10 protein-coding genes and 1 riboswitch are annotated in these 13,462 nt (G+C 47.2%); of the genes, 8 read left to right on the forward strand and 2 right to left on the reverse strand.

What is annotated here, in order from left to right:
* Positions 1–105: 105 nt before the first annotated feature.
* Positions 106–355, reverse strand: a riboswitch (cobalamin riboswitch).
* Positions 356–456: 101 nt separating this feature from the next.
* The 7 genes from ABD031_RS09050 (at position 457) to ABD031_RS09080 (ending at position 10,569) form a co-directional block, all read left to right on the forward strand.
* A complete protein-coding gene (locus tag ABD031_RS09050; protein ID WP_343850544.1) occupies positions 457–1,623 on the forward strand; it encodes an ABC transporter substrate-binding protein in 1,167 nt (388 codons plus the stop codon).
* A 329-nt stretch (positions 1,624–1,952) separates the two neighbouring features.
* Positions 1,953–2,972, forward strand: a complete 1,020-nt coding sequence (locus ABD031_RS09055; protein ID WP_343850546.1) for an iron chelate uptake ABC transporter family permease subunit — start codon at positions 1,953–1,955, stop codon at positions 2,970–2,972.
* Positions 2,973–2,976: 4 nt separating this feature from the next.
* Complete coding sequence (locus ABD031_RS09060; RefSeq protein WP_343850548.1) at positions 2,977–3,972, forward strand: ABC transporter ATP-binding protein; 996 nt, start codon at positions 2,977–2,979, stop codon at positions 3,970–3,972.
* 204 nt (positions 3,973–4,176) lie between these two features.
* Positions 4,177–4,857, forward strand: a complete 681-nt coding sequence (locus tag ABD031_RS09065) for a hypothetical protein (protein ID WP_343850550.1) — start codon at positions 4,177–4,179, stop codon at positions 4,855–4,857.
* Positions 4,858–5,027: 170 nt separating this feature from the next.
* The gene (locus tag ABD031_RS09070; protein ID WP_343850552.1) at positions 5,028–8,033 is read left to right on the forward strand and encodes a PVC-type heme-binding CxxCH protein; all 3,006 of its coding nucleotides are present in this window, start codon (positions 5,028–5,030) and stop codon (positions 8,031–8,033) included.
* Positions 8,034–8,119: 86 nt separating this feature from the next.
* Positions 8,120–9,898: a type I restriction enzyme HsdR N-terminal domain-containing protein gene (locus ABD031_RS09075; protein WP_343850554.1), complete on the forward strand. Its 1,779-nt coding sequence runs from the start codon at positions 8,120–8,122 to the stop codon at positions 9,896–9,898.
* Positions 9,899–9,921: 23 nt separating this feature from the next.
* A complete protein-coding gene (locus ABD031_RS09080; protein ID WP_343850556.1) occupies positions 9,922–10,569 on the forward strand; it encodes a hypothetical protein in 648 nt (215 codons plus the stop codon).
* 212 nt (positions 10,570–10,781) lie between these two features.
* On the opposite strand, the gene ABD031_RS09085 is transcribed toward ABD031_RS09080, so the two are convergent.
* Positions 10,782–11,015 carry a hypothetical protein gene (locus tag ABD031_RS09085; protein ID WP_343850558.1) on the reverse strand — a complete coding sequence of 78 codons (234 nt, stop codon included), beginning with the start codon at positions 11,013–11,015 and terminating at the stop codon, positions 10,782–10,784.
* Positions 11,016–11,270: 255 nt separating this feature from the next.
* Positions 11,271–11,732, reverse strand: coding sequence for an IS200/IS605 family transposase (tnpA, locus tag ABD031_RS09090; RefSeq protein ID WP_343850560.1), 462 nt, complete (start codon positions 11,730–11,732; stop codon positions 11,271–11,273).
* A 697-nt stretch (positions 11,733–12,429) separates the two neighbouring features.
* On the opposite strand from tnpA, the gene ABD031_RS09095 reads away from it, so the two are divergent.
* Positions 12,430–13,458: a YncE family protein gene (locus ABD031_RS09095; protein ID WP_343850562.1), complete on the forward strand. Its 1,029-nt coding sequence runs from the start codon at positions 12,430–12,432 to the stop codon at positions 13,456–13,458.
* Positions 13,459–13,462 lie beyond the last annotated feature (4 nt).

Genomic DNA, 13,462 nt, shown 5'->3' on the forward strand with positions numbered 1-13,462 from the left:
AAAACGATTCGGGCTTGAAGAGAAATGGAAAGAATTGAAAACTGTCCAGTCCCGACAGCGGGATGGGAAATCGACAAATCCTTTTTGCTTTTCCTCCGAAAGCACAGAATCAAAAAGATCAAGGCAGGTCTCCTGGCTCATCTGACTTTTGCCGGCCTTCTCCCCGACCCCGATTGCTATCGAAGCCGAAAATGGCATAGTGGTGCAAAAGCATTTTCCGATCCCGATGGCTATCGGGAAAGGACAGACTTACAGTTGCGGGGACAGCTCCGGTTTTGCACCGGATTCCCTTTTCATCCCGAGCGCCAAGCCGATGAACCAGCTCAGATCGGGAACCTAAATCGCGAGCAAAGTAAAGCGATTTTGATTTGGCAAAAAAGCGCCAGACCGTCAATAATTTTGGAAAACCGGAATTAACTCTTTTACCTTGGCAGAATATTTCGTCTGGTAATATCCATGTCTTCAAAATCGAAAAACCACTTTTTCTGCTCATTTTCAATCGCTTGCCAGATTCTGTTTTGTGCAGCTTTCCTGCTTTCCGCCTGCGGAATAAAAGTAGAAACCGCCTCCGAAAAAAAGCCAATCGCCCTGGAATATGCCCGGGGATTTGAAATTTTCAAGGGAAATGATTTTTGGGAAATCCACGTGACCCAAGGCTACACCGGCGCGGACAGAACATTCAAATACCTCGTTTTGGAAGAAAACGCAAGCGCCGACCAAAGCGGATTTGACGCCGTCGTGCAGCTGCCGATAGCCAAAGTGGTGTTGACCTCGACAACCCATATTCCACACCTCGACCTACTGGATGCCGCGGGCCTCTTGGCGGGTTTTCCAAACACGGATCTCGTCTCCTCTCCCACCGCCCGAAAGCTCATAGACGCCGGCCAAGTCAGCGACCTCGGCAGCGGCCCATCCGCCAATCCGGAGATGGTCATCGACCTGCAGCCGGATTGGATGATGATCTCTACCTTGGGCGAAGACCTACGCTATCTGGAGCTCTTTGCGCAAGCTGGAATCCCTGCCCTGATCAACGGGGAATACGTGGAGCAAAACCCGCTTGGAAGGGCCGAATGGATCAAGTTTACGGGCATTTTGCTGGGAAAATACGAGGAGTCGGTGGCGGCTTTCGAAGAGATAAAATCTGCCTACCAAGCTGCGGAAAAACTCACCGCTTCCCTTTCGGAAGAACAAAAACCAAAGGTCCTCAGCGGGGTGATGTATCAGGACATTTGGTACGCCCCGGGAGCCGAAAGCTGGGGAGCCCAGATCCTTGAAAACGCCGGCGGGGCTTACATCTTTGCCGATCAAGCCGGCACGGGCAGCCTCCAGCTCAACTATGAATTTGTATTGGATAAGGGACTGGAAGCGAACTTTTGGGTAGGTTCGGCGGACTTCCCTGACCTCGAGACGATGGGCAGTTCGGAACCCCGCTATCAGGCTTTCCAAGCTTGGAAAACTGGGCAGGTCTATACCTACACTGCGAAAAAGGGCGCCACCGGCGGGCTGGAGTATTTCGAACTCGGCTATGTACGCCCCGACCTTTTGCTCAAGGACATGATCAAAATCCTGCATCCGGACTTGCTCCCGGATTACGATTTGTATTTTTATCAAAAGTTGGAGTAAAAATTATAAACCTAAATCCAGCCTGCTAAGCTCTCTGAGGCTTTTGTGATCTCTTCTTTTCGAAATACTCCAAAATTTCCCGGTCGGAAAGGTTTACCAATTCTTTAGTAATTTTATCCCTCTCTTGCCGCATAAACTTTACAGCATCAAATGATTTCTCAGTCGTCTTCATATCTTTCAAATTCTCTTGGTGAACGAATCTCCAATTGCCTGTATCCGAATTTAACATTTACAGAATTGTAACCTCTAATTCTTTGAATATTTACAATATGCTTAAAGTTCTATGCCATGGTTTGTGTCCCCACAAACCACCCACAAGATAAAATTTAATGCTAATCCGTTCCTATCTCTTCCCCGTCGGCCTCTTTATCCTCGGTCTGAGCTTCCTGCTCAACCTGAGTTTGGGTTCGGTCATGATTCCGTTTGGAGAGATCGTGTCGGGGATTTTTTCGGGAGATTGGACGAAGAGCTCCTGGGAGCAGATCATCCTCCATTACCGCCTTCCTAAGGCTTTGGTAGCCGTTTTGGCTGGAATCGGACTCAGCCTCAGCGGCTTGCAGATGCAGACCTTTTTCCGAAATCCCCTCGCAGGCCCATTCGTATTGGGCATCAGCTCGGGTGCTGGACTCGGAGTGGCGATCTTGATGTTGGCGGGCTCCGCCTTTGGATTCGCGCTTAGCGGGATCAACTCCTGGGCGATTGCTTCCGCCGGAGTGCTAGGTGCAGGACTGGTGCTTTCGGGCGTCAGCTTGGTTGCTTGGAGGGTCAAGGACAGCATGACGCTCCTGATCGTCGGCCTCATGTTTGGCTCGGCAGTATCGGCGGTGATCTCCGTCTTGTCCTATTTTTCGGGAGCCGATGCGCTGAAGCTGTTCACCGTCTGGTCTATGGGTAGCCTCGGTGCTTTGGGCTGGGCGCAGGTCGGCATCTTGGCGGTGTTGATCGCCATCGGTTGTGTCCCGGTGATCGGTTCGATCAAGTCCTACAATGCACTTTTGCTCGGCGAAGCCTACGCCAAGAGCATGGGAATCCGCACTGGAACGATGCGCTGGATCATGATCGGAAGCACGGGCCTGCTTGCAGGGGGAATCACCGCCTTCTGCGGGCCGGTGGCCTTTGTCGGTATTGCGGTGCCGCATCTGGCTAGGATCGTGTGGAAAAGCTCCGACCACCGGGTGCTGTTTCCGGCTTCGGCACTCCTCGGCGCCATCCTACTCCTACTCTGCGATGCGGCCGGCCAGCTCCCCGGTTTTGCCAGCACCCTGCCAATCAACGCCGTCACCTCGCTGGTAGGCGCTCCGATTGTGATCGGGCTGATTTTGAAACGGAACTTTAGCAGGGATTTTTGAGGAAATGGAAGGAAAGCAAGAACATATCGCACTGGAGGGCAAAGGGCTTACACTTGGGTATTTCCATAAAAAGACAAAAAAAGAGATCCTCCACGGGTTGGATTTCCGACTTTTCAGAGGGGAACTCACCTGCTTACTTGGCCCAAATGGCGTAGGAAAATCTACCCTGATCAAGGCCATTCTCGGGCAAATCCAACCCTGGCAGGGCAGCATCCTGCTCGACGGACGGCCCATCGAATCCTTCAATTCTGAGGAACTCGCCAAGCGGATCTCCGTCGTCCTGACTGATCCGATTTTCCCCGGAAATATGACCGTGGGGCAGCTGGTAGCTCTGGGCAGAACTCCGCATACCGGTTGGCTCGGGAAGCTAAATCCTCAGGATCTGGAAATCGTAGAAAAGGCCCTTGCCGACACCAAATCCAGCGATCTACGAGACGAGCGTCTCAGCGAGATCAGCGATGGACAGCGCCAAAAAGCAATGATTTCCAGAGCTTTGGCGCAGGATGGAGAGCTGATGATTCTCGACGAACCTACCGCACACCTCGACCTGGAAAACCGCCTGGAAATCATGCATCTCCTCCGAGACATCGCCGGAAAACAAGAAAAATCAGTCCTGGTCGTAACGCATGATCTGGACATCGCCATCGAGACAGCGGATCGTTTTTGGCTAATGGGGCGCGACACGCCGATGCTTGCCGGTTCGCCGGAGGATCTTGTCCTTTCGGGAAAGATCGGCCAGTTGCTGCCCAGCGACAGGTTCCATTTCAACCCGGAGCGGGGCAAGGTGGAATCACGAAGCACCCTTGTCGCCGATTGGGTCGTAGAGGGCGATGCGACGGCAGTTTTTTGGGTGAAAAAAGCCCTCCAAAAAGCCGAAATAAGCAAGTTGGAAGGGCCGGTTTTTGTGGAAATAGACCCGCTTTCGCTTCGGTACAAAGATCAACGTTTTCGATCGCTGACTGACTTCCTGGATTTTCTCAATTCCGAAAATCTCTTTTAGGCCATAGTCTCAAATCTCAGCAATAAGACAGGACAGTTTCTAAGAAAAATTTTGTTTACCTTATCTTACTTTTATATCGGCAAGGGGTAGATGGAAAAAATGCGGGAGTTCCTTTTCCTTGGGTTTAATCCGTGATTCCAAGATTCAAAACTGACGGCTGCATCCAAGCCGTACAGTGGGCATTTCCGTCAAAAAGCGAAAACTATGGATCTGCAAGAATTAATCGACAACTATCTCGAAGGCAAGATGAGCCCGGAAGACGAGAGACTTTTTGAAAAACTGATTGCAGAAAATCCGCAGCATCAAGCAGAACTTGAGCAACAGAAGAAAGGCAGGGAAGCCCTGAATCTCGCTGAAAGACACGCGACACGGTCCAACATGAAGTCGTGGGCCCTTTCCACCGCCATCGCCTGCTTTTTGGTGCTCTCTGGCTACCTACTTTGGATCACCCTTGGCATGAGTCCGGGGGAAAAACTCTACGCCAAACACTACAACACCTTTCCCAATCAGATAGCTTCTGGCACCTTGGAAACATCCAATACCAAGCTCCTATCCGAGGCTTTTCAGGCCTACGATGCAAAGGATTTCAAGAAAGCGGAGGTACTATTTGGCCAGATCCCCCATCGGGCCGACTCCGACTACCTCCTGCTCTACCAGGGGATTTGTCAGCTCGAGCTTGGACGTCCCGAGAAAGCAATTCCACTTTTTAACTTGGTCAAATCGGAATCCAATGCCGCGTCTAAGGAAGTCGCATGTTGGTACGCTGCGCTTGGCTATTTCAAACTCAACATGCTGGAAAAAGGCAAGGACGCCCTTCGCGTCAGCGCATCCAGACCCAACCTCTACCAAGAGCAGGCAAAATCAATCCTGCGCCAGCTGGAATAGTAGCCGAACAAGATCTCACAAAAGTTGCGGCTCGATTGAATCTGGAAAGTAGTCCAAGCGTCTTGCCTCCTGTATCCGGCCTGCCAAAAAACAGGACTTGGTAAACAGCCTCTTATCTCCTATTTTGCCTAATAGTCAGGATCTCGACTGCAACCCAAAAAACCAAACCTATGAACAAGCCGCTCCTTAGCCTGGCCTTTGCCTCTGCGCTGATTTTTTCCTGCGAATCCGAAAAACCCAAACTCAGCGATGAGCAATACGCTGAACTCACAGACGAGCAGAAACGCTCGGCAGAATTTGCCCTCGATGGCATCGAAGTGATGGATGACAGACTGGAGCTGACGCTTTTTGCCTCGGAACCCATGATGACCAATCCCACCAATATGGACATCGACGACCGGGGAAGGATCTGGGTCACCGAGGCGTACAACTATCGGACTAACCTCAATCCCAAGAATCCCACAAAAGCCGAAGGTGACCGAATTCTCATCCTCGAAGACACAGACGGGGACGGCAAAGCCGACAAATCGACCGTATTCTACCAAGGCACAGACATCAATGCGGCGCTTGGCATCGCTGTCTTTGGCAACAAAATATTCGTCTCGGTCAGCCCAAATGTCTTTGTCTTCACCGACGAAAACGGGGACGATGTGCCGGACAACAAGGAGATTCTCTTCACCGGCGTGGGCGGCGAGCAGCATGATCACGGCATGCACGCATTTACCTTCGCAGCAGACGGCAAGCTCTATTTCAACTATGGAAATGCGGGCGAAGGCCTGCACAAAGCGGAAGGAACTCCCCTCCTCGACCCGATGGGAAGGCCGATCACTTCCGAGACTGCGCCCTATCAGGAAGGCATGGTCTTCCGCTGCGATCCCGACGGCAGCAATGTCGAAATCCTCGGCTGGAACTTTCGAAACAACTACGAAGTGGCGGTGGACAGCTACGGTCGCATGTGGCAAAGCGACAACGACGACGACGGCAATCGCTCGACCCGCATCAACTACGTGATGGATTATGGCAACTATGGCTTCAAAGACGAGATGACCAAAAGCGACTGGCGCACCCGCCGGATCAACATGGAAGATTCCGTCTGGCAGCAGCACTGGCATCTGAATGATCCCGGAGTTGTGCCAAACCTAGTCCAGAACTATGCGGGTTCGCCTACCGGAATCATCGTCTACGAGGGTAAACTTCTGCCCGCTGAGTACCAAAACCAAGTCATCCACGCCGACGCAGGGCCGAATGTGATCCGTATGTATCCGGTGGAAACAAGCGGAGCCGGATTTACGGGTAAAGTGGAAGCAATCCTGGACGGCAATAAGCGGGACAACTGGTTCCGGCCTTCCGATGTGACGGTAGCGCCTGACGGCTCGATCTTCATCTCCGACTGGTATGACCCGGGTGTTGGAGGCCATGCCGTCGGCGATCTGGATAGGGGCAGAGTCTATCGCTTGGCTCCAAAGAATTCCAAGTACAGAGTTTCGGCACCGGATTACTCTTCTGTGGAATCGTTGATCGAACTGGTTCAGAATCCCAACCGGGCCATCCACTTCAAGGCTTTTATGGCCCTAAAGGAAAAAGGAGCTGAGGCAAAAGAGGCTCTGGAAAAACTCTATGCCTCGGAGGATTCCCGCATGAAAGCGCGTGCATTCTGGCTGCTGACGAAGCTTCCAAACGGAAACGAATACATCCAAAAAGCGGCCGAAGACGATGATGAAAATATCCGTGTGGCCGCAGTTCGCGCTTCCCGAATCAACGGCATGAATGATCCGAACTTCCTCTTGACGATGGCTGCCGACCCTTCGGCTCAAGTCCGCCGGGAAGTGGCAGTTGCAATCCGCTACCAGGATGCGCCTGCCGTTTGGCAAAAACTGGCCGAATCTTACAAAAGCGGCGACCGCTGGTATCTCGAGGCGCTGGGCATTGCAGCAGAATACCATTGGGATAGCTATTTGAATGCATATTTAGAAAAAGTCGGCTCGGGCTGGATGGAATCGACCGAAGCCAAGGACCTTGTGTGGAGATCCAGAGCGGCTCAAACGCCGGAATTGCTCGAGCAATTGATACTGGCGGAAAACACTCCCAACGACAACCGATACTACCGGGCTTTGGACTTCCAGAACGCTGATATGAAAAACCAAACCCTGAAAAACCTGCTTGCCAAAGGGCAAAACGAAGATCAGGTGATCATCCTTCGCCAAGCATCATTCGACTCCAAAAAGCCGGATGCGCAACTTCTTAATCTGGCGAAAGCCGAAGCTGGAGATATCGCAAATGACCGCGACTTTCTGGACATCGTGAGAAAGTACTACCTGAAAGACCAAAAGGACAGACTTTTGGCGATCGCCTATCAGGAAGACGACAGTCGCTTGGCGGGCACAGCCGCAAATATTTTCACCAGTCTCTACGGCTACGGCGAAGTGGAAAAAGCCATGAAAGATTCGGATCAAACCAAGGCGACGGCTGCGATTCGCAAGTTCGGCGTCGTAGACTCCAAAGAGATCGCAACGCTGCTCAGCAAGATCTGGGGCGATCCAACCGCAAGCGCCGAGATGCGAACTGCCGCAATGGAAGAGATGAAAGGATACAACTCGGAGGCTGTGCTTTGGGAGTTTGCTGAGAAAGATCAAATCCCGGCAGAGCTGCTTCCCACTGCTCAAAAGATCCTGATGTCCTCCTGGAACTCCAACCTCCGCAAGCTAGCCACCGACAAGTACGGCAGCAGCATGAGCACCAATTATGACATCCCCAAGATGCTCGCTGCAACTGGAAATATCGAAAAAGGAAAAACCCTAGCCTCCACCTACTGTGTGGCCTGCCATAAGATTGGGACTGAGGGAATAGACTTTGGCCCGGGACTATCCGAGATTGGCGACAAGCTGAGCAAGGAAGCGATGATCAACGCCATCATCAATCCTTCGGAGGGAATGGGCTTCGGCTACGAAACCCAACTCGTCAAATTCAAAGACGGCAAGGAAATCCGCTGCATCGTCAACTCCAAGACCGAAAACGACCTGATAGTCAAACTGGTCGGCTCTGGCGAGCAGACCATCTACAAGCTGGCCGACATCGTCTCCATTACCCAATTGGACGAATCGCTGATGCCCAAATTCCCATTGAGCGAAGAAGAATTGGTGGATCTGGTGAGTTATTTGGAGGGGTTGAGGAAGTAAACCGATTGCATTAAATCATATCAAATCGCACTACAACTAAACCAAGTTTAAAAACCAAGCAAAAATCAAATTACCAAATTAGAATCATGGAAGATAAATTTGCATTTTTAAAGAAGTTTATAGGAAAAGAAAATCGATATCTGAGAGAGGCTGATGTACGCTATCAAATAATTGACAATATTTTCAAAAATATTCTATCATGGCCAGATGATAAAACAAAATGTGAAGACCACGTGAAATCAGGTTTTATTGACTATACCCTTTATAACAAAAACTCGATCCCGGTATTGCTAATTGAAGCTAAGAAAGAAGGAAAGCACTTTGAACTACCAAACAATGGAAATAAAGACAAATTGATTAGAAATATAAAAACTGAGGAATTGTTAACTAACGAAGAAATCAGCAAAGCTATCTTGCAAGTAAAAGAATATGCAGAAGATTTAGGTTGTAGATATGTGTGTATTACGAATGGACACGAATGGATATTCACAAATATCAACCCTCAAAATAAACCTTGGAAAAAACAATCTTCAATTGTAATAACAAAACTTGACTACTTCATCGAAGAATATATATCAGCAGTTAATTTTCTAGGATACACTTCTATTACAGAAAACTTTTCACTACAAACCAATTTTGCATCACAGAAACAATCTAGAGGTGAGGTGTTTTATCCTAAAAATCAGATTCCCTCGTATAACGCAACAGTATCAAACAACAACTACGCTGGAATATTTAATCTAATTGCAAGGAAATACTTAAGCAACATTCCTCTTGATGATCATGCATTCATGAGAAAATGTTATGTGAGCGACAAAGGCCATCATGATTCTCTACAAAAAAAAGTTCAAGGTTTTATTTACGACTCACTAACGCCATATTTTAAGAACCTGGGTGTTCAAGAATTTATGGATGATAGAAGAGGTGGTGCATTTGGATACAAAATTCAGGATCTGATTAGGAAAAAAAATCTAGACTCAGTGATGATCCTCTTTGGAGGAAGAGGAGCGGGTAAGTCGACTTTTATTGAAAGACTACTATTCTATATTAAACCTCATGAAGTGGTAACCCACTCAATAATCGGCATCATCAATTTGATTGACTCTGCACAAAACAGGGACGAACTGACAATTGAAATTTGGAAAAATGTATTATCGAAAATAGACAGCGAAAACATATTGCAAGGCACACAAGATGAACTAATTACATTATTTAGACCTGAATATGATGTATTTGAAAAACAGTTTCTAGCACATTATAATAGCGGTTCCGAGGAAAGACAGAAGCTTATTTCAAAATTTATATCTGACAAGCTGGCCGATACTAAATATTGTTGTAATCGCTTGAGTCTATACTGGAAACAACAAGCGAAGGGACTAATAATTGTACTAGACAACTTAGATCAATTAACCCCTGATTTGCAAGACATCTGCTTTCTAACCGCAATGGAAATATCTAGAAAACTCAATTGTCTTGTCATTATTTCCATGAGAGAAGAACGATACTTCAATGCTAAAAGCAGGGGAACGTTAGATGCTTATCACACAAATGGATTTCATATCGCATCTCCAATAATTACTAAAGTTTTAATGAAACGTATCGCCTATATATTGGAAGAAATTGAGAATTCAGATGATTTGAGCGGCGATTTTGATATATACAATGACAAACAACTTCAGACAGTCAAAGATTTTCTAATTATTTGCAGCAAAGGACTAAGATCTGAAAATTCGGCATTAAGTCAGTTTCTAAGGTTTTCAACACATGGTGATTTGAGGCGAGCACTAAACTTTTTTAAAAGCTTTTTAACTTCAGGATATACAAACATTAACGAAATGACCTCAAGAGGATCTTGGAGTTTCTAAAGCATCATGTTCTAAAACCTATTATGATTCCCGAAAGATTTTTCTATGATGAAGTTTCAAGTCATGTCCCAAATATCTTCAAGGTCAGAGATGAAAAAAATGGTTCTCATTTCACGGGATTACGTATTCTTTCTTTGCTTCAAGAAGTTAGTCATGACAATCTTCGCGGAGGATTAGTAGATTGTAGTTATCTAGTTCAAATATTTTCAGATAAATATCATATGAAAATCGACTGCGAATTAAATCTTGACCTATTATTACAGCGGGGATATATAGAATCAAATAACAGATTAGATATTTATTCAGAATCAGTGGATAAGGTTAGGATAACAGCAGCCGGAAAGTATTTGCTTGACTTCCTATATATGAATTTCACATACATTGATCTAGTTTGTGTTGATACCCCAGTCTACTCTGAAAAACTTTTTAATGAATTAATAACCTATTCAAGTCAAGAAGTTGACTTATATTACAAAAATCTACTTAGAGAAAGAATAATTTTAAGATTGGAAAAATCAGAAAAATTTATTGAGTATTTAAAAGAGTTCGAAATGAACGAATTAGATAATTTAGGCTTAATTAACGAAGTGAAAGTTTTTTCAATAGAAATTGAAAATCATTTCAGAGAAGAGAAAGAAAGGGTCTTACGAAGTGCTGAGTCTAATACTTAACTTACTCCCTCCCCCGCCTAGGTGTAGTTTGACGTCGGCCTAGGCGTAGTTTGCAAAACGCTCTACTATCCAAACGATCCCGTACAGCTGCCGGAATGCAATTCGCTGAAAATGAAAATCTTGAATTCACGGTTTCGTGATTTACTTCTTTTGTTTCTGTCGGCCATGCCTACGGCATTTTTATGAACTCCTTATTCCATTTTTCCAGCCATTCATGGTTCGACTCCGCTCACCAACCATGGCTGGCTAAATAATCGGTCATGCCTACGGCATTGCTCTACAGTAAATTCCCCGCCCTGCTCCCGTACAGCCGTCGGGTCTGGCTGCTCGCTGGATTTGTCCACCGAGAAATATTCCTTTACAGTCCCGTAGGGACGATTCATATCATAGCCAGCCGTTTCAACGGCTGGAATTTGAAATGGCAGGAGAGTCTGGAAAAGTCCCATAGGGACGGCCGATATTTTTTCAATAGCTACAAAAAAAATCATGAATTTTCAGATCATATATCGGTCATGCCTACGGCATTTTGGCAAACCACAAAACATCCATCAAACCAGCCATTAAAATGGCTGGCTACCTGGTCGGCCATGCCTACGGCATTGTTCTAAATTTAATTCCCCACCCTGCAAGCTGGCTGCTCGCTGGATTTGTCCACCGGACTAATCCTTAACGCTCGCCCCTCCCATAGGGACGGACGATATTTATTCCAATTCTTTAAAGAGGTATTCGGGTAAAAAATCAACCTTATGGGCCTTTAACATCATAAGATATTCCTCTCTAAAGCTTAATTTCTGATGATGGATTTCTTGATTTTTTACATAGTCAAAAATGTTTGCTATTTCCCGCTCACTATAAGTAAAGCATCCAAATGCCGATTGCCATTCGAATCTATCTTCCAAAAGTTTTGATTCGTTGATCCACTTGGATGATTTGGCTTTGGCGTTTTTCATGATTTCGGAGACTGCCTGTTTCGGATAAAACTGAAACAAGCAATGGACATGATCATAGTGCCCGTTAACGATTAAAGTCTTTGCCTCAGTCTCGTTGATGAGGTTTCCAATTACCGCATATAGCTCGCTTTTGAAGGAATCTTCAATAACTGCTTTTCTGTACTTCACAGCAAATACAGCTTGGCAATACATCTTTGAATAGGTATTTGGCATGGTTGATTTAGGTTCTACGATCCTAACTAATTTAATGAATATCGGCCATGCCTACGGCATTTTTATGAACTCCTTACTCCTTTTTACCAGCCACTCATGGTTCGACTCCGCTCACCAACCATGGCTGGCTAAATAATCGGTCATGCCTAACGGCATTGATTCCAAATGAACATCCCCGCCCTACAGGCTGGCTGCTCGCTGGATTTGTCCACCGGACAAATCCTTAACGCTCGCCCCTCCCATAGAGACGACCCATCGCCTAGCCAGAGATTTTAACGTCTGGAAAAATCGATGAACGAGTGTTTGGCAAAGTCCCGTAGGGACGGCCGATATCCATTCAAACCCTATTAAACAAATCGTAATTATTTAAATCCAATATCGGCCATGGCCTAGCGGCATTTTGTCTTTATCTCGATCGATCGTTTTTCCAGCCATTCATGGTTCGACTCCGCTCACCAAGCATGGCTGGCTAAGTTATCGGTCATGCCTTACGGCATTGATTGGAATGCCCCCCTCTGCATAAATCTAAGGTGAGCGTAGTCTTTTTCTCGATCTGCAGTCTGGCCGTGACACAGTCCGGCCCTGGGACTGGGACTGAAAACTGCGACTGATCACTGATCCCTCCCTAAAACTCAAGACAGTACAGGACAATCTCTCGCGGCAGTTTTCATACCTATTGCTGTCCAATAATCCTGTCATGATAAAAATTGCCGGTTTTCTATTCCTGATAAACCTCCTCCTGCTTGAAACACATCCGCTGCTTGCCCAAGGGGGGAATCAGGCAGTCGATCCGGATTCACCTGTTATAAGCTTTGGCTCAACACCCAGGGAGGCATTGCTCGTGGGTGAGAAGGATGCTGGCCGCCTGGTGATCATCGATCCCGAAACACTTGAAATCGTGGCACGGATTCCGACAGGCGGAAATCTTCATGAACTCGCAACCGATGGACGGTATGTATACATAGGATCCAATCTTCCCGGAGTCACGGTAGTGGATGTGATGGCGCAAAAGCGGGTGGAGCCAATAGACCTCAGCGCATTTGGAGACCGTCATGCAATTACTTTTGCAGGCAGTCATCTTTATATTGGCCATGAGACCCAGCGCCTGATCTCACGCTATGATCCGGCAACAAAGCAATTTGACGAGGTCATCGGACTCCCCGGTGGATCGCACCTACTGCTTATCACTCCCGACGAACAGCGGATCTTCACCGCGAGCAGCAATGGCCAAGTGATTACCATCATCGACCGGGTAAGCAATGACCGAGGCCAGAAAAATCTGGTGTTTACTACTTTTCCCGGCGACACCCGCATGGAAGGTATGGCACTTTCACCCGATGAGACCGAGTTTTGGGCCCTGCACATGAATCAGAAAAAAATATCGGTCATCAACGTGCCAGAGAAAAAACTGGTCAGCACCATTTCGTTTGAAGGTGGATTGAACAACCGTATTAAGTTTACCAAGGACGGAAAATACGTGCTGATGAATGAGCTTCAGGGCAATGAGCTGCGTGTCTGGGATGTCGCTACTCGGAAAGAGGTCAAACGTATTGACGTAGGTGCCGGTGGGGAAGGAATCTTCATCGATCCGATTCGTCCCAGAGCATACTATACGGTAAGCAGAGGCAACAAGCTTGTAGTGATTGACACCGACACGATGACGGTAATCAAAGAAATACCCGACCTCCTCAATCCTGATGGAATGGATTGGTTTAGTGCGAAATAAATTG

This window comes from Algoriphagus jejuensis (genome assembly GCF_039523455.1).
Lineage (GTDB): Bacteria > Bacteroidota > Bacteroidia > Cytophagales > Cyclobacteriaceae > Algoriphagus > Algoriphagus jejuensis.

Bases quoted from the DNA above. Each gene is read 5' to 3' on its own strand.
- ABD031_RS09050 (WP_343850544.1), top strand. From the start codon at position 457: ATGTCTTCAAAATCGAAAAACCACTTTTTCTGCTCATTTTCAATCGCT.
- ABD031_RS09055 (WP_343850546.1), top strand. From the start codon at position 1,953: ATGCTAATCCGTTCCTATCTCTTCCCCGTCGGCCTCTTTATCCTCGGT.
- ABD031_RS09060 (WP_343850548.1), top strand. From the start codon at position 2,977: ATGGAAGGAAAGCAAGAACATATCGCACTGGAGGGCAAAGGGCTTACA.
- ABD031_RS09065 (WP_343850550.1), top strand. From the start codon at position 4,177: ATGGATCTGCAAGAATTAATCGACAACTATCTCGAAGGCAAGATGAGC.
- ABD031_RS09070 (WP_343850552.1), top strand. From the start codon at position 5,028: ATGAACAAGCCGCTCCTTAGCCTGGCCTTTGCCTCTGCGCTGATTTTT.
- ABD031_RS09075 (WP_343850554.1), top strand. From the start codon at position 8,120: ATGGAAGATAAATTTGCATTTTTAAAGAAGTTTATAGGAAAAGAAAAT.
- ABD031_RS09080 (WP_343850556.1), top strand. From the start codon at position 9,922: ATGATTCCCGAAAGATTTTTCTATGATGAAGTTTCAAGTCATGTCCCA.
- ABD031_RS09085 (WP_343850558.1), bottom strand. From the start codon at position 11,015: ATGGGACTTTTCCAGACTCTCCTGCCATTTCAAATTCCAGCCGTTGAA.
- tnpA (WP_343850560.1), bottom strand. From the start codon at position 11,732: ATGCCAAATACCTATTCAAAGATGTATTGCCAAGCTGTATTTGCTGTG.
- ABD031_RS09095 (WP_343850562.1), top strand. From the start codon at position 12,430: ATGATAAAAATTGCCGGTTTTCTATTCCTGATAAACCTCCTCCTGCTT.